The sequence below is a fragment of the Bacteroidia bacterium genome (assembly GCA_016218155.1).
In the GTDB taxonomy this organism is placed as follows: Bacteria; Bacteroidota; Bacteroidia; order Bacteroidales; family GWA2-32-17; genus GWA2-32-17.
On sequence record JACREQ010000090.1, the window covers coordinates 21505 to 45696 of the forward strand.

Genomic DNA, 24192 nt, shown 5'->3' on the forward strand with positions numbered 1-24192 from the left:
ATGAAAAAAATAATAACCCTTATATTTTTGGTTTCATTAAGCCAGATAATTTTTAGTCAGACATATCAAATCAATACCTATAACGGTCAGACAATTAACACCTGCTCAGGAACTTTTTATGATTCAGGTGGCGATGCAGGTAGCTATGCTGTAAGCGAAGACTATTCAGTAACATTTCATTCCAATAATGGCACTCAAATATACATCAGTTTTTTTAATACTGCTGGTACCTTTGATACTGAAGCGAATTATGATTACTTAGATGTATATGATGGACAAAACACATCTGCTCCATATTTAGGAAGAGCCACTGGAAATGAATTTTTTAGTGTAGCTTCACATTCAGGTTACCTACACTTTGTTTGGCATTCAGATGGTTCAGTTACTGCTACTGGATGGAAAGGTATTATTAGCTGCGTTTCTACCGGAAGTGGTTCACCTAGTGATCAGGATTGTTTAGGTGCAATTCCAATTTGTGGTAACTCTTATTATACAACTCTTTCATACTCTGGATCTGGAAATTATGGATATGAACTTGATGGTGTATCTTCTTGTTTAAGAGCAGGAGAAAAAAATGATGTATGGTATGTATTTAACGTTCAACAAGCAGGAAATTTAACATTTTCTATAATCCCAAACAGTGCTTCTAATGATTATGATTGGGCAGTTTATAATATAACAAATAATACATGTAACGACTTATTTTTAAATGATGCTCTTGAGGTTAGTTGTAACTATTCTGCCTTGACAGGTAGTACAGGATGTGCTACCGGAAGTACTTCGAATCATCAGAATGGAAGTGCATCCAGCACTAACTGGAATGCACCTATACCGGTTGTGGTTGGGCAAACATATGTAATTAATGTAAGTAACTGGAGTACTACGGGGCAATCCGGTTATACAATTGACTTTAGTTCAAGCTCCGGAACTGTAGTTGATGTTACACCACCATATTTGCAACAAATTACTAGTTCTCCTGCATGTGGTCAGAGTACAGTTACTTTTAATTTTAGTGAAAGAGTTTTATGTAGCTCTGTCCAAAACGGTGACTTTACTGTTACCGGACCAGGTGGACCTTATTCTATTACAAGCGTAAACTGCAATGCAGGAACAACTGAAAGTGAATCATTTACAATTACACTTAATCAAAATTTAACTGCTGGAGGTAGCTATAATTTAAACCTAGTAGGTCAGGTATCTGATGCTTGTAATAACCTTATTAACAGCAATAGTTTATCATTTTCTGTTTCCGGCGTAAGTGCAACTGCTACAATTAACAGTCACGTAAATTGTAGTGGTGGAAATAATGGAAGTGCAACTGCAGCTGGTAGTGGTGGTACACCTCCATATACATACTTATGGAGTAATGCAGCAACAACTGCAACTGTATCAAGTCTTACTGCTGGAACTTATACAGTTACTGTAAGAGACAATTTAGGATTATGTAACACCACAGCATCTGTTGTAATTACCCAACCATCTGTTTTAAGCTCATCAATTGTAAGAACCAATGTTAACTGTAATGGAGGAAACAATGGAACTGCAACAGTTAGTGCTTCAGGAGGTACTGCAGGATATACATACCTATGGTCAAACTCACAAACAACAGCTACAATTAGCGGATTAATTGCTAACAATTACTCTGTAACAGTTACTGATTCTCATTCATGCACATCTGTATCTTCAACAACAGTTTCACAACCTGCTGTAGTATCTGGTTCTATTTCTGCACAAACTAATGTTAATTGTAATGGTGGCAACAATGGATCTGCTACTGTACTTGCAGCTGGAGGAACTTCGCCATATACTTATCTTTGGTCAAACTCACAAACAGGAGCAACAGCTACAACTCTTATTGCAGGAACTTATACTGTCACAATTAGAGATGTTAACAATTGTACTGGTACTCAATCAGCAACGATCAACCAACCTACAGTATTAACCGCAACCTCATCAGCAACAAACACAAGTTGTAATGGTGGAAATAATGGAACTGCTACTACAACACCTTCAGGAGGAACAAGTCCATACTCATATATTTGGTTCCCAAGCGGTCAAACAACAGCAACAGCAACAAATTTAACTCCTAATAACTATAGTGTAACAATTACTGATTCACATGGATGTACTCTAGTTAAAACTGCAACTGTCGGACAACCTGGCGCAATTGGTTTAACAACTAGCAAAACAGATGCTACATGCGGAAACTCTAATGGAAGTGCTACTGTTAGTGCATCAGGAGGAACACCTTCTTATACCTATGCTTGGTCAAACAGTGGATCAACAGCAACAATAACAAATCTTTTAGCAGGTTCTTATACTGTTACTGTAAGGGATGCAAATAATTGTTCAAGTGTTTCCACAGTTTCTGTAAATAATACCGGAGCTCCATCTGTTTCATTAACTGCCTCTTCTAATGTATCTTGTTTTGGTGGCAGTAATGGCAGCGCAACAATTTCTGCAACAGGAGGAACCCCTGGTTATTCTTATCTGTGGTCAAACGGAGGAACCGGAACTTCTATATCAGGCGTAGTATCTAATAGCTATAGTGTTACTGTTACAGATGCTTTAGGTTGTCAGGCATCAACTTCAGTAAACATTACACAACCGACTGCTGTTTCTGCAACAGTTACAGGAAATGTAAGTCCTTTATGTTTTGGTGGGACAAACGGAACTGCAACTGTTAGTGCTTCAGGTGGAACACCAGGTTATACATATTTATGGTCAAATAGTGCAACAACTGCAACGGCAACAGGACTTGGTGCAGGATCATATTCTGTTACAGTATATGATTCAAGAAGTTGTTCTTCTACTTCCTCAACTAACATTACTCAACCATCGCAGCTTTCTTCTGTAATTTCTTCAACCACAAACGTAAATTGCAATAGTGGTTCTGACGGATCTGCTTCAGTTACTGCTTCAGGTGGTACAGTTAGTTATACATATTTATGGAGTAATGGAGGATCAACTGCAACAATAACTAATCTGGCTACAGGAAGTTATTCAGTTACAGTTACTGATTCGCACTCATGTACATCAACTACATCAACAACAATAAACCAACCTTCAGCTTTATTATTAACAATACCATCTGTATCAAATGTTGCTTGTAATGGTGGAAGTAATGGTTCTGCAACAGCAACTACAACTGGTGGAACTGCAGGATACACATATTCATGGTCAAATGGAACACCTACTGCAAACAATTCCGGATTAACTGCCGGAACCTATTCTGTTACTGTAACAGATAGTCACAGTTGTACAGCAACCAGTTCAATTAACATTTCAGAACCAACACTTCTTTCTGCTTCAGCCAGTCAATCACAACAAATAAGCTGTTTTGGTGGAAATAATGGAACAGCTTCGGCATCTGCTACAGGAGGTACTCCTTCTTATTCATATCATTGGTCAAATGGAAGTAATAACGCAAATACAGGTGGCTTAAGTAACGGAGTATATACTGTTACAGTTACCGACATAAACCTTTGTACGTCAGTTGCTACTTTAAATGTAGTTGAACCACAATTAATATCACTAAACTCAGTTACCGATTCTGTACTTTGTTATGGATTATCTACAGGACAAATTGATTTAACTGTTTCTGGTGGAACTTCACCTTTCTCTTATCTATGGAATGATAATTCAACTAATGAAGACAGATCAAATATTCCAGTTGGAACATATACTGTTACAGTTACCGACAATAATATTTGTACTTCTGTATATTCTGTTTCTGTTTATCAGTCGGCAAATTTAACAGCTACTTTTACAATAGCTGATGCTCACTGTGGTTTAAATGATGGAAGCTTAACTGTTAATGCTACAGGTGGAACACCAGGGTACTTATATCAATGGGATGCAAATGCTGCAAACCAAACAACAGCACTTGCCTCAAATCTTATCTCAGGTAGTTATAATGTAACTATTACTGACAATCATTCATGTAATTTTGTGTTTACAGGAAATGTATCTGACTTAAATGCCGCAGTTGTTGCATTTGATGTTACAACAAATAACCTTTGTTTTGAAGATTCACTTGGATTTGCACATTCTGTTGTTACAAGTGGTGGCACCTCGCCTTTCACTTTCTTATGGTCAAATGGAAGTGTTACAGACTCAATTTATAATGTAGCAGCAGGGACATATTCTGTCACTGTAACTGATGCAAATGGCTGTATTACTATCCAATCTGTTAATATTACAGAACCATCAGAATTGCAACTTTCTATCAGCTCAATTACTCCTATACTATGTTACGGAGGAAACAATGGAAGTGTAACTATTAATGTTACAGGTGGCACAAGCCCTTACTCTTATTTATGGAGTAACTTAGCTACAACCCCAACAATATCGAACTTAACTGCTGGCACATATCAATTAACAGTTACCGACTTAAATAATTGCATAAGAACATTTAGTGGCCCATTTACTGAACCAACGCAAATCAGTTCAGTAATTTTAGAACCAACTTTGCCAAAATGTTATAATAGTAACAACGGACAGGCAATAGTAATAGCAAGCGGTGGTACAGCACCATTTAGTTTTATATGGAATGATGCTTTAAATACACCTAATGATACAGTATCTACATTAGCAGGTAATGCAGATTATATTGTTACGATTACTGATATAAATAGCTGTACCCATACAGATACAGTTCATATTAATGCTCCTATTCAACTTAATATTACAGGAAATACAATTCAAGCTAACTGTAGTGCAAGTAATGGTTCTGCTAACATTGCTGTTACCGGTGGAACTGCACCATATACATACATTTGGACAACAGGTTCACAAAATGATACAATTATTAATTTAGCATCTGGAAATTATACTGTAACAGTATATGATTCCAATGCTTGTAGCGCTACATATACTGCCAATATTAACAATATCTCTGCCGGAACAGTTCAGGTTACTCAATTAACAAATGTACTTTGTTACGGAAGCTCAACCGGATCAATAACAGCAACAATGTTAGGCGGAACCCCTCCTTTCAGCTTTATCTGGAGTTCAGGAGAAACAACAGGCACTGTAAGTAATATGAGTGCAGGCAGTTATTCAGTAACAGTTTCAGATAACAATAACTGTAGCGACGATACAACAATAACCATAACCCAACCAACAAGCGGATTAAGCTCAAGTATTACTTCAAATAATATTTCTTGTATTGGTAGTAACAATGGAACATTAATAGCAAATGCATCAGGAGGTACAACACCATACACTTATTTATGGACAGGTGGAAGCACTAATTCTACTGTTACAGGATTACCTTCAGGCATATACAACCTAACCGTAAGCGATGCTAACAACTGTACTTCTACAAATATTGCAACAATTAGTCAACCTACTGCATTAAGCTATTCAGTTACTTATACTAATCCAACATGCGGAAACGGCACAAATGGAACTGCCTCAGTTATTAATACAAATGGCGGAACACCTCCATACACTTATGCATGGACAGGTGGAATATCGGATTCAATAGCTACAGGTTTATCAGCAGGAGTATACACCGTTACAATTACTGATTCGCATATGTGCGATACTGTGTCGATTGTTACATTATTTGATCCATTATCATTTGTTATTTCTGATACTGCAATCGGACTTGATGCAAATAATATGGGATATATTACACTAACTGTTACAGGAGGTCAATTACCTTACACTTATTTGTGGTCAAATGGAAATACAAATGCAAGCAATACTAATCTTCCTGCAGGTGATTATATAATAACAATTACTGACGCAAATACATGTGCAATGGTTGACACATTTACAATTGACATTCCACTTGAAATACCTACAGTTATTACACCTAATGGCGATGGCAAAAACGATGATTTTGAAATTATCGGAATTGCGGGATATTCTGATGTATCTATTGAAATATTTAACCGTTGGGGTGATGTTCTTTTTAGCTTTAATGGTACAGGAATGGAATATACAGATGCAGCAAAAAGATGGAATGGTATATTTAACGGAAATGATTTACCAATGGGAGGATATGTATACATTGTTAAATTAGGAGAAGATAAAGATCCGGTTACCGGAGTAGTCTCAATAATAAGGTAAAACAAAACACTTTTATATTAAAAAAGGCTTCATTTTGAAGCCTTTTTTAATTGATAGTAATCACAGATTAAAATAGATATTTTATAATATTCTATTATTTGTTGTTTCAAATATATATTTTTAATAAATTGCACCATCACAGATATACATTCTTCATTATGAATTTAATTTCCAACATTTTCAGTTAATCAATACCGACAGACACCTTTTTATATATTGCTAACAAATTAAATATTAAACTATAGTAAGAAAATAAAATCCATTTATTAAATATTCATAATAATGCAGATATTACAATTAAATAAAATAACACAATACAGTAAGAGAAGTTTAATTATTGCTTTATTAATGGCAAATTCCTTAAACGTTTTTTCTCAAGGAGATACACCCTGTGCTGCCACTAATCTTATAGTAAATAGTAATTGCTCCTATACACTTGGAACAACTGTTGGTAAAGCATACCAGGCAAATGCTAATAATGGTGGTACACCAACATGTGCTTCGCCTGGAGCTCCAGATGTGTGGTATCAGTTTGTTGCTCCGGTAAGTGGAAGTGTAACAATAACAACTGATGTTGCAGGTATTACAGATGGTGGAATGTCTTTGTATAATGGACCTTGTGGATCTCCAACTCAAATAGTTTGTGACGATGATGGTGGTCCTGGATTAATGCCAATGATAACTCAAACCGGACTTACACCTGGAGTTTCTTATTGGATTCGTTTCTGGGCATATGGTGGTACAAATACAGGGACATTTAATATTTGCATAACACAAGGTCCAACTCCTGCTACAAATAATGAATGTGCAGTTGCAACAACGCTTACAGTAAATCCTGATTACTTGTGTGGAATTGTAACATCTGGTACTGTTTTAGGTGCTACTGCATCTGCAAATGCAATTGCTCCTTGTGGAGGAACTGCAAATGATGATGTTTGGTATTCGTTTGTTGCTACTAGTACAAGTCATAGGGTGTCTCTAACTAATGTTTTAGGATCTACTACAGACATGTATCATGCAATATATAGTGGTTCTTGTGGAGTGCTAGTTAATATTTCGTGTAATGATGGTGATCAAAGTGACTTGACAGGATTGACAATAGGTGCGACATATTACCTAAGAGTCTATACTTCTACTGCTACTATAGGACAAACAAGTACTTTTAATGTTTGCGTTGGTACAGCTCCACCTCCTCCAACGTGTCCTGGTGGTTTAGGAACTGGTGTTACAAATATTGCAGCATTGCCTTATAATTCTGGCGCACAAACAACTTGTGGTGCAATTAATGATTTAACAAGCTCTAATATTGCTACAATTTGTGGAAGTTCTTCATATTATGGAGGGGAAGATGTTGTGTACGTTTTTACTCCAGCAACAACGGGAAGCATAACGATTAATGTTGCTTCATCTGGAACTTATATGGGTGCGATGTTATATGATGGTTGTCCATTTTCTAGTGGAACTTGTAGCTGGTCAGCACAAAGTTCTGCAGGTAATCAAGATGGTTGTGTTAGTGTTGTTGCTGGTCATACTTATTATTTAATTATTGATTCCTGGGCATCACCTAATTGTAATCCTTATACTTTAAATATTTCTGCAATATCTGTTGGTGGTATAGTAAACGATAATTGTTCTGGGGCTACACCCCTTCCTGTTAATGCTACATGTATCTATACAAATTCAACTAATACTTGTGCTTCAGCGACAATTGGTATTCCGGCACCTGGTTGTGGGAACTATGTTGGTGGTGATGTATGGTTTTCTGCAGTTGTTCCGGCTAGTGGTAATATGCAATTTGATGGACAAGCTGGTACGATGGCTGATGGCGCTATGGCATTGTATACTGGTACTTGTACATCACTTGCTTTAGTAACTTGCGATGATAATAGTAGTTCTAATTTTGGTATGCCTAATATTACAAGAACAGGATTATTACCTGGTTCAACAGTATATATTAGATTTTGGGAATATGGAAATGATGCTCTTGGTACTTTTGGTATTTGTGCTCATACTTATGTTCCGCCAATTCCAAATAATCAGGATTGTTTGGGTGCTATTCCCATTACTCAAAATACATATAGTTGTACTTATTCATATTCCGGAACAGGAAATATTTTAGGTGAAATAAATCCTGTATTATCATGTTTAGGTGCAGGTGAAAAAAATGATGTATGGTACACTTTTACTGTACAAACAAGTGGAAATTTAAATTTCACAATCAATCCGAATAATAATACTAATGATTATGATTGGGCTGTTTTCAATTTAACTTACAATAACTGCCAGGATATAAAAACCAATGCTTCACTAGCAGCTAGCTGTAGTTTTATCGGAAGCACAACAGTCTACAATAATGCTTCTTGTACAACAACTATTCCTAGTGAACAAGGGAATACAGGTCCAAATGGATATTTTCTCGGTTGCAACACTCTTAATGAACCTGTAATACCTGTAATTGCAGGAGAAACGTATGTTATTAATGTTAGTCAGTATTCTGCTTCAGTTGATGGTTATACTATTGATTTTGGAGCATCAACAGCTTTACTATTTGATACTATACCATCACCATTTAGCTCAATAAATACTCCAATTCCTTGTGGTGCAACTTCAATAAATGTAAGCTTTAGTAAAAACATTAAATGTAATACAGTAAGTATTGACGATTTCAGTCTTATTGGACCTGACACAAATTATACAATAACTTCAATTTCCTCAGCCAATTGCGTTTCAGGTGCAACATACGATAGTATATTTACGATAACAATAAGCCCTCCCATTTCAGCTAACGGCATATTTACTTTATCTTTATTACCAGTAATCGTTGCAGGTTCAATTTCTGATACTGCTGGAAACATATTGCCTCCTGATAGTTATTATTTTACAATTAATAATTTAACTTCAACAACAAGTCAAAGTAATGTTTTATGTTATGGAGCTTCAACGGGTCAGGCTTCTGTATACGGAAGTGGAGGCACTTCATTTTATTCGTATTTATGGTCAACAGGGGCAACAACTCAAACAATTTCAGGGCTAGCTGCAGGAATTTACGCTGTTACAACCAGCGACATAGGTGGATGTCCATTTATTTCAACTGTGACAATAACACAACCTTCTGTTTTGGGAAATACTTTTACATCTACAAATCCAACTTGTTATGGTTTTTGTGATGGTGTATTAAGTACCAGTATTACCGGAGGAACATTACCTTATTCATACCAATGGAACGATCCTATTTTACAAACAACTCAAACTGCAATTGCATTATGCACAGGATCTTATAGCGTAACAATCAGCGATGCAAATAACTGTACTTTAGTTGCAACTAATTTAATTGGTCAGTCACCACAAATAACAACATCTGCGATAACTGGTGATTCTCATTGTAATCAATCAGACGGTGCCATAACACTAACTGTAACCAATGGGGTTGCACCTTTTACATTTATATGGTCAAATGCTGCAAATACTCAAAATTTAGCAGGGGTGCCAGCAGGAAGTTATTCAGTTACCATAACAGATGTTAATGGATGTACAGGTACAGGAACATATTCAATAAATAATCTTTCTGGTCCAGTTGCTTCAATAACCCCTTCAACAAACATTTTATGTTTTGGTCAATGTATTGGTGAAGCTATTGCTGGAGAATCAGGCGGAACAGCACCATTTACTTATTTATGGGATAATTCTCAAACAAGTCAAACTGGAACTTCATTATGTGCAGGAATGCATTCTGCAACAGTTACTGATGCGCATGGGTGTGCTGCTATTGCATATATTTCATTAACACAACCACCATTACTTACAACAGAGATAAACAACTCGACAAATGTTAGTTGTTTAAATGGAAACAATGGATATGCTCAGATTAATGTTACTGGAGGTAGTCCAGGATATTCTCTCATCTGGAGTAATAGTGAAGTAACTGAATCTATCAGCAATTTAATTGCAGATGTATATTTTGTTACGGTTACAGATATAAATGGATGTACTTCCTCTTCACAAGTAACTATAACTGAGCCTCCGGCATTATCAGTTTCATTATCCGAAATAAATGAAACTTGCTTTAATTATTGTGATGGTCAGATATTTTCTACTGCTACAGGTGGAACTATTCCATATACATATACATGGTCAAATAATCAGAATACAGCAAACATTGACCATTTATGTGCAGGAGCATATATATTAACGGTTGTTGATATTAATGGTTGTTCAAACACGGCTAGTATAGTAATTACAAGTAATCCACTACCCATACTTATTATTACTAACCCATCAGAAGTCTGTTCTCCAAATGTAATTGATATTTCATCATCAACAATAACAACAGGTAGTTCTATGGGCACATTAAGTTATTGGCAAGATCCATCAGCTTCTATTTCATTAATTCCAACTTTTTATACCGCTATTGATACAAGTGGGACTTATTATATAAAATTAGATTCAGCGGGATGCTACGTTATTGAACCAATAACAATTAACATAAGAGAAGATTGTGTATGGCCAGGAGATGCTGATAATGATAAATCAGTTTCTAATTTTGATTTGTTACCAATAGGTTTATATTATGGTCAAACAGGTTTTGCTCGTTCTATTCAAAGCAATACTTGGCAAAGTTTTCTTTCTGATAACTGGGGAACAATACAACAAAATGGATTTGACATTAAACATATCGACTGTAATGGCGATGGGTCAATTAATAATTCAGACACTCTGGCAATTAATTTGAATTTCTCGTTTTCACATTCAAAAGCAAATAAAAATTTAAGCTATAAAACGTATCCAGATTTGTACTTTGTTACAACAAATAATACTTATTTTCCTGGCGATTGGGTTAATTTAGATATTATGGCTGGTAATTCTTCAAATCCGGTAAATAATTTATATGGAATAGCATTTAATATAAATTTTGACACGTCATTAATTCAACCAGGAACCGGATGTGTAAATTACCCCAATTCCTGGTTCGCAACACCAGGAACAAATTCTATAAAATTTTCTTCAATAAACGAATCGTCAAATACAGTTTATGCTGCAGAAACAAGAATTAACCATATTAGTATTGATGGATATGGGTTAATTGCTACTTTCAGGTTCAAATTAAAATCTACAATTTCATCATCAACAATAATGAATTTTTACTTTTCAGATTACTTATCATATAATTCTTCTGGAGATAGTTTATATTTTAATTTATTATCTGATACTATTCAAATATCCACAACCCAAATAATAGTCGATGAAAATACTGAATCTGATCAGCTTTTAATTTATCCAAACCCAAACAATGGAAAATTTACAATAGAATTTACAAATCCAGAAACAAAAAGCAATAGAGTTACGATAACTGACTTTACAGGTAAGATAATTTATGAAACTACTTTAAAAACTGAAAAGATTATTTTCCAAGAATTTGAATTAGCTTCTGGCGTTTATTTCGTAAAAGTAACAGGCAATAAAGTTTACAATAAAAAATTAATAATTAAGTAATTTATATTTTATACTGTTTGCATATTATTAAGTTTAATATAGGGTAAATTTCAATTACGTGAGTAGTCTCAATTATAAGATAGAAAAATAATTAAATAAAATAAAAAGGCTTCTTTCGAAGCCTTTTTTATTTTAAATCCTATTCAGATAATTCTTCTTCTATTTTCTCAACACGTTTTACGGAATTGATTCCTTTAATTTTCTTAAGATCCCTTATTAAAGCATCAAGGTCATAGGTATCATGAATATACAAATCAATAAATCCTTCAAATACTCCATCAACTGCATCAAAATATATTGTTCGCATATTAACATCCAGTTCTTTTGAAATTAGTGTTGTTAAATTATTTACAACTCCTATATTATCTAATCCATTAATCTTTATGCGAACAAGAAATGAAAGCACCTTTTTAGTAGTCCATTTTACAGTAACAATTTTATCACCGAAGCTGGACATTAACTTCTGAGCATTCGGGCATTTCTTTTTATGAATTATAACATTTGAAAGATCAATAAGATAACCTACTACTTCATCACCTGGTATAGGATTACAACATTTAGCTATACTATAATTTTGCTCCTCAGAGTCTTCATCAACAATAAATGGAACTTTACGATTTACAGGCTTTAACTCAGGGTTAGAATTAATAGTCGGAGCCTCACTTGTTCTCTTTAACAATGGTAATCTTGAAGTAGTTTTTGTTATCTGCAGTCGCCAATATCTTATAAATTTATTTCTTGTTTTACGATTTATTACTTTCTGAACATTTTCCAGATCTATTTCCTTTGCACCAATTTTATAATAAATATCTTCTTTTGAATATAATTCATAACCAATCATTAATTTCTTAAACAACATACTGGTTATAGGGATCTCAAGTTCTGCAAATTTTGCTTCCAGATCAGCCTTACCTTTTTCAATAAGTTCTTTACGCTCGTTTTTAAATTTATCTTTAATTCTTGATTTTGCTTTAGCTGTTGTAACAAAGTTCAGCCACTCTTTCTGAGGTTCATTTTTGTCACTTGTTAAAATCTCAACCTGGTCGCCACTTGCTAATACATGACTAAGAGAAACAAGTTTGTAATTTACTTTTGCCCCGATAGCTCTATCGCCTATCTGAGAATGAATATCATATGCGAAATCTAATGCTGTACTTCCCTTAGGAAGTCTTTTTAACAAACCCTTAGGAGTAAAAACAAAAATTTCTGAGGAAAATAGATTCATTTTAAATTCATCAAGAAATTCTAATGCATTGGCATCGGTACTTTCTAACAATTCTCTAATTCTTTTAATCCATTTATCCAATTCTGTTTCATCGGTACCCTCGCCTTTATATTTCCAATGTGCAGCATAGCCTCTTTCTGCAATTTCATCCATTCTTTTTGAGCGAATCTGAATCTCAACCCACTTCCCATCGGGACCCATCACTGTTGTATGAAGAGCCTCATAACCATTAGCTTTTGGCGTACTTACCCAATCTCTTAACCTATCTGGTTTTGGCTGATAAATATCTGTAACCTGAGAATATAAACTCCAGCATTGTGTTTTTTCCGGTAATGAGGGATCAGGATCAAAAATTATTCTAATTGCAAAAAGGTCAAATATTTCTTCAAATGCAACGCTTTTAACCTGCATTTTATTCCATATAGAATAAACTGATTTTGGTCTGCCGGTAATACTATATCTAACTCCGCTTTCATCAAGTTTAGTAATTATTGGTTCGCTGAAACGATCAATATATAGTTGCCTTTCTTTTTCGCTTGCTGTGAGTTTCTTTTGAATTTCATCAAATACTGCAGGGTGTTGAAATTTTAAACTTAAATCTTCTAATTCAATTTTAATAGCATATAAGCCTAATCTGTGAGCAAGTGGTGCATATAAATATAAAGTTTCAGCAGCAATCTTTAATTGTTTATACTCTGGCATCGAATCAAGGGTACGCATATTATGCAACCTATCAGCAAGTTTAATCAAAATAACTCTTACATCATCTGAAAGTGTAAGTAGCATTTTTCTAAAATTCTCAGCTTGAAGAGATGTGCTTCCCTGCTCAAATACGTTTGAAATTTTTGTTAAACCATCAATTATACGCGCCACTTTTTCACCAAAAAGAACCTGCATATCCTCAAGGGTATAATCTGTATCTTCTACAACATCGTGCAACAATGCACAAACAACAGAAGTTGCTCCCAACCCTATTTCCTGAGCAGCAATTTTAGCTACACTAATTGGATGGTAAAAATATGGTTCACCTGACCTTCTGCGCATACCCTGATGTGCTTCATTTGCCAGATCAAAAGCTTTTCGAATAAGTTCCTTATCTTCTTTGGTTCTACAACGAGGACATGATTTTAGAATTGCGCTATATTCTTTTTCTATAGCAACCTTTTCTTCTTCGGTAAGGAATTTCATTTTTGACACAAAAGATTTTTTATCTATAATGCAAAGATAAAAAAGTTAGAAGATATTATACAGAAAGTTTAAAGGCAAAAATTGAAAGTAAAAAAGCAAGAAATGTAATGACTTATGGGTAAAATAAAAACACATATCCTGACTTTTCTTTTTTATTACCAGAGTTATCAGTATAAAAAAGTGTATAAACATAATTTCCTGCCGGAACCTTTCGTCCATTGATTTTCCCATCCCAACCTTTAAGCGGATCTTTTGTTTCAAAAACCTTTCCTCCCCATCTGTCAAAAATATTTAATTCATATTGAGTAGGATCAACAAAAGAAACGATTGGCAAAAACTCAGCATTTAACACATCACCATTGGGAGTAAAAGTATTTGGAACAAACACTCTTGAGAACTGAGTTGAACAAGACAAATTAGATTTACCTACTCCTTTTACACCATAAGGGTTATTATCGCCTTCAACAGCTTCTATAAAATAACAGAATCTACCTGATGCTCCGGTTCTGTTAGTTGCATATAATGAAATATCATCTACAAATACGGTATCTAAAATTGTAGTTCCAGCAAATACCGGCAAATCATCATCAACAACTCTGTAAATATTATACTTTTCAACTCCACCATGCCAGTTATAATAAGGATTCCATACTATAGTTTCTGTAGCATCTTCATTTGATGTAACATTAAGGGTAATATTTCTGGCAATATTTGATTCCACTTTATAATTTCCACATTGATCATATGCAACAAGCTTATAACACCATATTTTTGAAGCATCCACATTATCAAAAAAAACTAAATTTAATGCCATATAATTTTGAAATGTAGCAATAGGTATAAATGATCCGTTATTACCTTCTGCTCTTATAAGCTTATAATTTTTCTTAACATTATACAAAGTATCAAGTGTAAATGACACTTCTATTCTGTTTTCGTTAACTACCGTAGCATAATCTGCATTAATAAAATGTGGAAAATCCGGCAGATTAGTAAAAAAACAAGTATTATTTGATGTAGATGTTCTTCCATTATTACTTATAGCTCTGATAAAATAACAATATGAAGTATTATCATTAATTGTTTCGTGAAAATAAACCGAGGTATTACCAGGAACTGAAGAAAGATAGGTCCATGGACCATAATTCTCGCTAAAATATATTATATATTCATTCACTCCTTCATTCCAATTTAAATATTTATTCCAGTTTAATCTTATTGCCATCTGACAATTTGCACTATCCTGATAAGGAAATACATACATTGTGTTATGATATTGCCCAAGTCCAGTCATAGGACTTCTAAGCCTGACTTCATCCTGAGAAGCAATTCTGTATAATTCAGGATGAAAATTCCCAGATGCTCCAGTATCTAAATATGTTGTTGCGGGAGCTAAAACAGAGTCGATAATTTCCCAGGATGTACTTATTGACCTGTAAATAATATAATATTTAACATCTGCAGAATCGCTTGGAAACCATGAAATACGAACATCACCATTAACAGGATTTGCAACACTAACAGAATCTAATACAGGAGTATCAGGCGGAGTAATATCTTGTGAGAATACTGATTTCGCTAACAATAAAAAAAATAATATAAATAAAAAGCGAAACATACAAATTTTACATTTTTCCAGCAACAACTTCAAACATTGATTCAGGTTGAAAATATTTCTCTGCTAATTTCTTCAAATCATCAGGTGAAATATTTTTAAGTACCATTAAATAATTCTCAAAATATTTTTGATCCAGACCAAAATCAATCACAGAGCGAAGAGCATCAGATTGAGCAAATGGTCCGTCAAACATTCTAACAAATTCACCTAACATATAATTTTTTACTCTTCCCAATTCTTCTGTTTCAACCGGTTCATCTATCAAACGATAAATTTCTTTGTAAATTTCATTTATTGCGGAATTCGTTGACTCTGCTCCTACCTCACAAACAGTTGTAAAATATCCTGCATCCTTTAATGAAGCAATTGCAGAACCTACCCCATAAGTATACCCTTTATCTTCTCTAAGGTTTGACATTAATCTAGAGCCAAAATAACCACCCAATATTGTGTTAAGAATCTGCACACCTGCATAATCTTCATGATGTTTATTTATTAAAAGCTTTCCTATTCTAATTGATGACTGAACTGCATCAGGTTTCTCAACATAATGCTTCTTATCTGAAGATGGAAATACGGACTGAGTAATAAATGAATTATCAAAATCCTTATTATCATTAACTTTAAAATTAGTTTCTAATCTTTTCAAAACATCATCTGTAATTTTGCCCGAAATTATCACCTTACAATTATTTTTATGATAAAGACGATTATGAAAGTCTTTTAGTTGCTGCGAACCTATTAAATCATAATGGTTAAGTTCAGCATTTCTTCCATAAGCATGATCTTTTCCAAAAATAACCTCATTAAATTTCTTTGCCGAAAGCGTTTTAACTTTCTGCTCATCAATCTGGTAACGCTGACGCTTATTGTCAATTAAAACAGATAATTCATCATCAGGAAATGAAGGATTTAAAATTATATCAGTAAATAAATCTAGAGTTTTATTAAAGTGTTTTCCAAGTGTATAAAGTGTTGCTTCTGCAAAATCGCGATCAGCATTAAGATGAAGATAAGATCCATAATAATCAAATTCTTCGGCAAGTTGTTTTGAAGTTCTACTAATTGTTCCTTCATTTAACATTAGATTTGTAAAAGCAGCAACTAAAGGAATTTCTGAATATTTTGAACCAGCATTAAATACTACTTCCATTCTAATTACATCTTCAGTTCCTGCATTTAAAACATAAACTGGAATAGTATCATGCAACATAAAAATAAAAGGAGTATTGATATTTATTTTATCAATTAACTTAAAATCAGGAGCAATATTTCTGTTTAATCTTTCCATTTCTAATTCTTTATTGACTTGTAATACAAAATGCTGGAATTTTCAATTCTTAAGTACTTTTTTAAAGCTACTTTTAAATCATTAACAGTTACTTTTTGATATTCCTCCAGCTCAGTATTTATCAAATTGGCATCGCCCATCATTTCAAAGAATGCAAGTCCAGTTGCCTTGTTCAGAATATCAATATAACCGAAAACAAGAGTTGCTTCTGCTTTATTCTTTACTTTTTCAAGTTCGGTTTCCGATAAATTTTCAGTTAATTCATTTAATATTTTAAACACTTCATTTTCTGCAACTTCGAAACCAACTCCTTCGTTTAATCTGCCTTCAATAACTAACAAACCGGTATCAATACTACCCATAATATATGCTTCAACATCGCCAAAGATTTTCTTTTCCATTACAAGCGTTCTGAATAGTCTTGATGATTTTCCGTTTCCTAACAAATCAGAAATAATATCCAATGGTTTATAATCAATATCCATTCTTCCAGGCATTTTAAATGCCATATATATGGCATCCATAGGCACTGAACGCTCAAGAACTAATCTTCTGGTTTCATTTTGTTCAGGTTCCTGTGGAATTACAGATTTTGAAATTGCTCTTTGCGGTATATCACCAAACCATTTTTTTGCAAGCTTTTTTATTTCCTCGGTATTAACATTTCCAGTAACAACCAAAATTGCATTATTAGGTGCATACCACGAAAAAAAGAAATCTTTTACATCCTTCATCTTAGCTCCCGAAATATGTTCTTCTGATATACCAATAGTTGACCATTTATAAGGATGTACAGTATAAGCCAAGGGTCTTAAATGAAGCCACACATCACCATAAGGCTGATTTAAATAGCGTTGTCTAAATTCTTCAATTACAACTGACCTTTGAACTTCAAGACTTTTATCAGTAAAAGCAAGACTTAACATTCTGTCGCTTTCTAACCAGAATGCAGTCTCAATATTTTCAGAAGGTAAGGTTAAGTGATAATTTGTAATATCATTTGTTGTAAATGCATTATTCTCGCCTCCTACCCATTGCAAAGGTTCATCATAACTAGGAATATTTACAGAACCTCCGAACATCAGATGTTCAAAAAGATGAGCAAAACCAGTTCTTTCAGGATTTTCATTTCTTGCACCTACCTGATATAGTATATTTACTGCAGCTAAAGGAGTTGTATTATCTGCATGAACTATTACACGCAAACCATTGTCGAGCACAAATCTGTCAAACTTAATCATTGTAAATACGATTTCTGCGAAGATAATGAGAAAAAAAACTTAATAATAATTTATAGGAGTGAATTAAACCTTTTAGTAATTTAAGGATTAATCAAAAATGCAGACGCTACCCCAACAGCTAACCCAATTATACCTCCGACAATAGAATGAGAAATACGTTTTTGTTTACCAACCTCACTATATCCAGATTTAAAATATTCATCATCGGCATATTGAGGATATTTTTTTATAATTTTTTTCTCGCTTGGATTTATCATTCCTGTAACTGCACTATTAGCAGTTGGAATTAATGGTGAATAAAAAAAAGGAAGATTTAAAGCCATTGGAAATAAATAAAAGCCACCTATACCCGAAACTATACCGGTTAATGTGGCACCTGTAGCGTGATAATTTTGTGAAGCTTCATATTCACCTTTCATAAAACTTCTCATTTGCTCAACAGAAAAAGGAGTGTTATCAATATTTGTAGCTTCATAAAAAATTCTTTCTGATCCGTTTTTCTCATGAATAGAAAAGACATATTCCAAACCTATATTTTTTTCTTTATTTCTTTTATTCATGTATGTCAACATTCCATCTTCAACTTTTAAAGTATAATTAGAAGTTATTAATCTCTCTCCGCTTAAAAACCAGATAGTATCCTGAGCTTTAACAATATCAAAACTTACAATTAACAGTAGAACAAATATGTATGAAAATAATCTCACTATTGACAACTTTTTATATTATACGAACAAAATCATGAGCTAAGTTACAAAAAAGTTTATTTCTTCTTTTTACCTTTACGCTCCTTTTAAAGTTTTGTAAAACTAATATAAATTAAACAAAATGGCAACCGAAAATTTTATTATTAGACACAATGGCCCTCGTGATCATGAAATTGAAAAAATGTGTACAAGAATTGGTGTTAAATCTATTAACGAACTTATAGATAAAACTGTACCTTCGAATATAAGATTAAAGTCACCATTAAAAATGGCTGATGGAGTTTCAGAATTCGAATATTTAAACAATCTTCGTAAAACTGCTTCAAAAAATAAAATTTTTAAATCATATATTGGTAAAGGTTACTATGGTACAATAACACCATCTGTTATACTTCGCAACATTTTAGAAAATCCAAGCTGGTACACATCATATACTCCTTATCAGGCTGAGATTTCACAAGGCAGACTTGAAGCATTATTAAATTTCCAGACAGTTATTATTGAACTCACAAAAATGGAAATTGCAAATGCGTCTTTATTAGACGAAGCAACTGCAGGTGCAGAAGCTATGATTATGATGCATAATACACGTAGCCGCGAGAAAGCAAAATCAGGTGCAAATATATTATTTGTTGACAATAATGTTTTTCCTCAGACACTTGCTGTAATTCACACGCATGCTACTCCTCTTGGAATTGAAGTTGTAACTGGCGACTTTGCAAATTTCTCATTAAACGAAAAATGTTTTGGCGCAATTATCCAATATCCAGCTTCAAATGGTAATATTTACGATTATAAATCTTTTGTTGAAAAATGTCACACATCAGGAGTTATGGTTGCTGTGGCTGCAGATATTTTAAGTCTAGTGTTATTAACTCCTCCGGGAGAATGGGGCGCTGACATTGTTTTCGGTTCTACACAAAGATTTGGTATTCCAATGGGTTTTGGTGGTCCACATGCTGCATACTTTGCCACACGCGAAGCATTTAAACGCACAATGCCAGGAAGAATCATTGGAGTTTCTGTTGACACAAAAGGTCGCACAGCTTTAAGAATGGCACTTCAAACCCGCGAACAACATATAAAACGCGAACGTGCTACTTCAAATATTTGTACAGCTCAGGCATTATTAGCTACTATGGCTGGAATGTATGCAGTATATCACGGACCTGAAGGGTTAAAAAGAATTGCTAATCACGTTCATTCAATTGCAACTTTAATTAACAATAAACTTATTGAATTTGGCTACAAACAAGAGAACTCTGATTATTTCGATACTCTTATTGTAAAACTTCCAGCAAATATCAGTTCTGATAAAGTTCAGAAGATTGCACTTGAAAAAGAAGTAAACTTTAATTATATCGATTCAAATACAATTGGTATTTCACTTGACGAAACAGTTACACTTTGCAGACTTAACAAAATACTACATATTTTTGCTGAAGCAGCAGGAAAACAACATACAAAATTAACAGAATACCCTACTGCCACATCTCTCAAAAATAATTTAAAACGATCAGATAAAATATTAAAACAATCAATATTTCAGGACTATCAGTCAGAATCTGAAATGATGCGTTACATAAAAAAACTGGAACGTAAAGATTTTTCATTAACACATAGCATGATTTCATTAGGTTCATGTACAATGAAATTAAATGCAGCAACAGAAATGCTACCTTTAAGCTGGCCCGAATTTTCCAACATACATCCTTTTGTTCCAGCTAATCAGGCTGAAGGATTCTTTGAATTAATGGAAGAATTAGGCACAATGTTAAAAGAGATTACCGGTTTTGCCGCAATAAGTTTTCAGCCAAATTCTGGTGCTGCAGGCGAATATGCAGGATTAATGGTTATAAGAAAATATCACGAAAGTCGTGGAAATTCAAATCGTAATATCGTACTCATTCCAACATCCGCACACGGAACAAATCCTGCAAGTGCTGCACAAGCAGGCATGGAAATAGTTTTAGTTGATTGTGATGAACGTGGAAATATTAATGTTGGTGATTTAAAAAAGAAAGCCGAATTACATAAAGAAAATTTAAGCGGTTTCATGGTTACTTACCCATCAACACATGGTGTATTTGAAAGTGCAATAATGGAAATGACTAACATTATACACCAATACGGTGGTCAGGTTTATATGGATGGAGCAAATATGAATGCTCAGGTTGGCTTAACAAGTCCGGCTCATATTGGCGCAGATGTTTGCCACTTAAATCTTCATAAAACATTTGCTATTCCTCATGGTGGAGGTGGTCCCGGTGTTGGTCCTATTTGTGTAGCAAGTCATTTAGTTGATTTCTTACCACAACACCCTGTAGTAAAAACAGGCGGATCAAAAGGTGTTGAAGCAGTTGCTGCAGCTCCATTTGGTAGTGCAAGCGTTCTTACCATATCACATGCATATTGCACAATGATGGGAGGCAAAGGATTAACTGAAGCCACAAAATATGCAATACTAAATGCAAATTATATTGCTGCATCATTAAAAGATTATTTCGATATTCTATATACTGGAGAAAATGGATTTGTAGCTCACGAAATGATTTTAGATTGTCGCAAGTTTAAAGATATGGCTCACATAATTGAAACCGACATTGCAAAACGATTGATGGATTATGGTTTCCATGCCCCTACCCTTTCATTCCCTGTTCATGGCACTTTAATGGTTGAGCCAACCGAAAGTGAATCACTACAGGAATTAGATCGTTTTATTGATGCAATGAAGAGTATTTACGATGAAATTATTGAAGTAAAAAATGGTATTGCAGACGAAAATGATAACGTGTTAAGAAATGCACCTCATCCTGCTTGTGATTTGTTAGCAAATGAATGGAATCATAAATACACTCGCGAAAAAGCTGCTTATCCACTAAAATGGGTTGCAGATAATAAATTCTTCCCAACAATTAGCAGAATAGATGATGCTTATGGTGATAGAAATCTTGTTTGCACTTGCGCTCCTATGGAAAGCTATAGAAAAGAAGCTTTTGAATTAAAGACTGTGGAAGTTTAAGAATACAAATTAATATAAAGAGCACTTAGTTATTCTGTGCTCTTTATATTAATGATTTATTTTTTTTAAAATTTTATAATGTAAAAATTACAGGTTGAGATATTTTCACTTTTACGTTATTTCCACCTTGTACACCTGGTTTAAATTTCGGAAGATTTTCAATTATTTTTTTAGCTTCAATATCCAAATAATGATTAACTCCTTCAGAAACTGAAACAGACTCAACATTTCCTTCCTCATTAACAATAAATCCAACCAATACTTTTCCTACTAATTGTTTTTCTTTTATATATTTAATTTCCTTTATCTTGGACAATATATAATTATTGAGATCAATTGAACTTTTAAGATCATCATTTGTTTTAAGAAACAAAGGTTTTTTATCTACTTTATAAAAAAGATAATAACGAATTCCATTTTCATCATATAACTTAAAATCTTCTTTACGGTTTCCATTTTCATAAATTCCTTCCTCTTTAATCTTACCATTAGGATACCAAAGTGTATAATTGCCATGATATTCACCTGCAACATAATTATGTTCACCTGATTTTTGCCCATTTAAATAAAAATTTGTAAAAAGACCATCAATTTGCCCCATTTTATAATTGCCGATTGCTGATTTTTGCCCATTTCTATACCAATAAATTGAACTTCCTGTTTTACTACCATTCTTCAGGCTAACAATCTGTTGCTTCTCACCGGTTATATAATAATCCTCTTGTTGACCGGTATAATTTACATCTACTTTTCTTATTCTATAAAAAGAAGCTAGCTCTTTTGAACATTGTTGCCAATCAAGATCAAAGTAGATTGTATCAATTTTTTGCGAAAATAACAGATTGCCATTTAATAATAAAATAACAATAATTACATTACATTTACTCATTTTAAACTTTTCTTAAATTCTACCTTCGCCACAGTTCTAATTTTAACACATTTACCATCCTTAACTGCAGGATTAAATTTAGGCATGTTTTTAACAATTCTGATTGCTTCTTTGTCTAAGAAATAATTTACCTCATCATATATTGCCACATCAACTACTTTTCCTTGTTCAGTAATTGTATAATATACTTTTATAACACCCTGTATATCATTTAGTTTTGACCACTTGAATAATTGAGCGTGCTTATTCAAATATTTTTTAATTGCATCGTAAGAATCTTTTTTACTATTTGTATTTTCAAAAAAAGGGTATTTTTCAACTTGTACTAAGGAATATATAATTTTACCACTTTCATTATAGTGCTTATCATTATCATTTCCTATTCCTTTTTCATAAATCTCTTCACTTTGAATTATTCCATTTGGATACCATCGAATTAGCTTTCCATCAAGAAGACCATTTTTATAACTTCCCTCTATTGCCTTTTGTCCATTTTTATACCACCAAGTAGCAGGTCCGGAATAACTTCCGTTAAGAATACTCTTTACAGAATACTTTTGACCAGTCCATACAAATACTGTTTCAATTCCACTATAATTACTATCCAAATTATTAACCTTATAAAAGTATGAAATATCTTTAGAGCATTCCTCAAACCATTTATCTATATATGAAGTATCAATAGATTGTGAAAATATAACAGAAGTGAATAACATTAAAATCGTAGTTAAAACTGAAGTCTTCATCAATCTAGTTATATAATTTTTTGTAATAATATACAAAAATTATTTAGAATTAAAATAATAACAAAAGTAATAAATGATTAAAATTATACAAACTTCAAATAATTAATTAATAAACCACAGTTAATATTTTTTTTTTAAATTTGTTAACTAAAAAAAAGAAAGAATGAAATTCAAAATCCTAACAATTAGTTTAATTTATATATTTAGCATAAGTATTGCACAAAATAAGAATATACAATTTGAAACAGGTTCATTTGCCGATTTAAAAGCAAAAGCACAAAAAGAGAATAAACTTATTTTTATTGATGCATACACAGTTTGGTGCGGACCATGTAAATGGATGGCAAAAAATATTTTTACCAATGATACAGTAGCCGATTTCTATAATTCAAAGTTTATAAACGCACAAATTGACATGGAAAAAGGTGAAGGAGTTGAAATAGCCAAGCTTTACAATGTACATTGTTATCCGAGTTTATTATATATTGATGGTGATGGCAAATTAATACACCGGGGAGCAGGATCATCAAATGCACAAAGGTTTATTAATCTTGGAGAAAATTCTTTAATTCCTGAAAAAACATTTTCCCGATTTGAAAGCCAGTACGAATCAAAAAGAACTGATGCAAAATTTTTATCTGAATATTTATATGCAATTTCTGAAACCTGTTTGCCATATAAAGATGTTTTAGCA

The 24192-nt window shown here is 33.3% G+C and carries 11 protein-coding genes; 4 read left to right on the forward strand and 7 right to left on the reverse strand.

The features are described 5' to 3' along the window. Both HY951_15160 and HY951_15165 read left to right on the forward strand, forming a co-directional pair. Nucleotides 1–6081, forward strand: coding sequence for a gliding motility-associated C-terminal domain-containing protein (locus HY951_15160; GenBank protein ID MBI5541402.1), 6081 nt, complete (start codon nt 1–3; stop codon nt 6079–6081). A 282-nt stretch (nt 6082–6363) separates the two neighbouring features. Next, a complete protein-coding gene (locus HY951_15165) occupies nt 6364–11571 on the forward strand; it encodes a T9SS type A sorting domain-containing protein (GenBank protein ID MBI5541403.1) in 5208 nt (1735 codons plus the stop codon). Nucleotides 11572–11710: 139 nt separating this feature from the next. Here HY951_15165 and HY951_15170 read toward each other — a convergent pair whose 3' ends face one another. The 5 genes from HY951_15170 to HY951_15190 all read right to left on the reverse strand — a co-directional run bounded on the left by HY951_15170 (nt 11711) and on the right by HY951_15190 (nt 18841). After that, nucleotides 11711–13984 (reverse strand): bifunctional (p)ppGpp synthetase/guanosine-3',5'-bis(diphosphate) 3'-pyrophosphohydrolase, encoded by a 2274-nt coding sequence (locus HY951_15170; protein ID MBI5541404.1) that lies wholly within the window; start codon nt 13982–13984, stop codon nt 11711–11713. A 112-nt stretch (nt 13985–14096) separates the two neighbouring features. Beyond that, complete coding sequence (locus HY951_15175) at nt 14097–15569, reverse strand: gliding motility-associated C-terminal domain-containing protein (GenBank protein ID MBI5541405.1); 1473 nt, start codon at nt 15567–15569, stop codon at nt 14097–14099. Between the two features lie 40 nt (nt 15570–15609). After that, on the reverse strand, nt 15610–16893 hold the full coding sequence (locus HY951_15180; protein ID MBI5541406.1) for an insulinase family protein: 1284 nt from the start codon (nt 16891–16893) through the stop codon (nt 15610–15612). Between the two features lie 2 nt (nt 16894–16895). Then, nucleotides 16896–18134, reverse strand: coding sequence for an insulinase family protein (locus tag HY951_15185; protein MBI5541407.1), 1239 nt, complete (start codon nt 18132–18134; stop codon nt 16896–16898). A gap of 80 nt (nt 18135–18214) precedes the next feature. Further along, nucleotides 18215–18841 carry a hypothetical protein gene (locus tag HY951_15190; GenBank protein ID MBI5541408.1) on the reverse strand — a complete coding sequence of 209 codons (627 nt, stop codon included), beginning with the start codon at nt 18839–18841 and terminating at the stop codon, nt 18215–18217. Between the two features lie 121 nt (nt 18842–18962). Here HY951_15190 and gcvP point away from each other — a divergent pair, with 121 nt between their 5' ends. Then, the gene (gene gcvP / locus HY951_15195; protein ID MBI5541409.1) at nt 18963–21863 is read left to right on the forward strand and encodes an aminomethyl-transferring glycine dehydrogenase; all 2901 of its coding nucleotides are present in this window, start codon (nt 18963–18965) and stop codon (nt 21861–21863) included. Between the two features lie 73 nt (nt 21864–21936). Here gcvP and HY951_15200 read toward each other — a convergent pair whose 3' ends face one another. Together HY951_15200 and HY951_15205 are read right to left on the reverse strand one after the other, a co-directional pair. After that, on the reverse strand, nt 21937–22752 hold the full coding sequence (locus tag HY951_15200; protein ID MBI5541410.1) for a TonB family protein: 816 nt from the start codon (nt 22750–22752) through the stop codon (nt 21937–21939). Beyond that, nucleotides 22749–23498 (reverse strand): energy transducer TonB, encoded by a 750-nt coding sequence (locus HY951_15205; GenBank protein ID MBI5541411.1) that lies wholly within the window; start codon nt 23496–23498, stop codon nt 22749–22751. Before HY951_15205 ends, HY951_15200 begins: the two co-directional genes overlap by 4 nt. A gap of 163 nt (nt 23499–23661) precedes the next feature. Here HY951_15205 and HY951_15210 point away from each other — a divergent pair. Next, a partial coding sequence (locus tag HY951_15210) for a thioredoxin family protein (GenBank protein ID MBI5541412.1) occupies nt 23662–24192 on the forward strand: 531 nt, incomplete at its 3' end.

Bases quoted from the DNA above. Each gene is read 5' to 3' on its own strand.
- HY951_15160 (MBI5541402.1), top strand. From the start codon at position 1: ATGAAAAAAATAATAACCCTTATATTTTTGGTTTCATTAAGCCAGATA.
- HY951_15165 (MBI5541403.1), top strand. From the start codon at position 6,364: ATGCAGATATTACAATTAAATAAAATAACACAATACAGTAAGAGAAGT.
- HY951_15170 (MBI5541404.1), bottom strand. From the start codon at position 13,984: ATGAAATTCCTTACCGAAGAAGAAAAGGTTGCTATAGAAAAAGAATAT.
- HY951_15180 (MBI5541406.1), bottom strand. From the start codon at position 16,893: ATGGAAAGATTAAACAGAAATATTGCTCCTGATTTTAAGTTAATTGAT.
- HY951_15185 (MBI5541407.1), bottom strand. From the start codon at position 18,134: ATGATTAAGTTTGACAGATTTGTGCTCGACAATGGTTTGCGTGTAATA.
- gcvP (MBI5541409.1), top strand. From the start codon at position 18,963: ATGGCAACCGAAAATTTTATTATTAGACACAATGGCCCTCGTGATCAT.
- HY951_15200 (MBI5541410.1), bottom strand. From the start codon at position 22,752: ATGAGTAAATGTAATGTAATTATTGTTATTTTATTATTAAATGGCAAT.
- HY951_15205 (MBI5541411.1), bottom strand. From the start codon at position 23,498: ATGAAGACTTCAGTTTTAACTACGATTTTAATGTTATTCACTTCTGTT.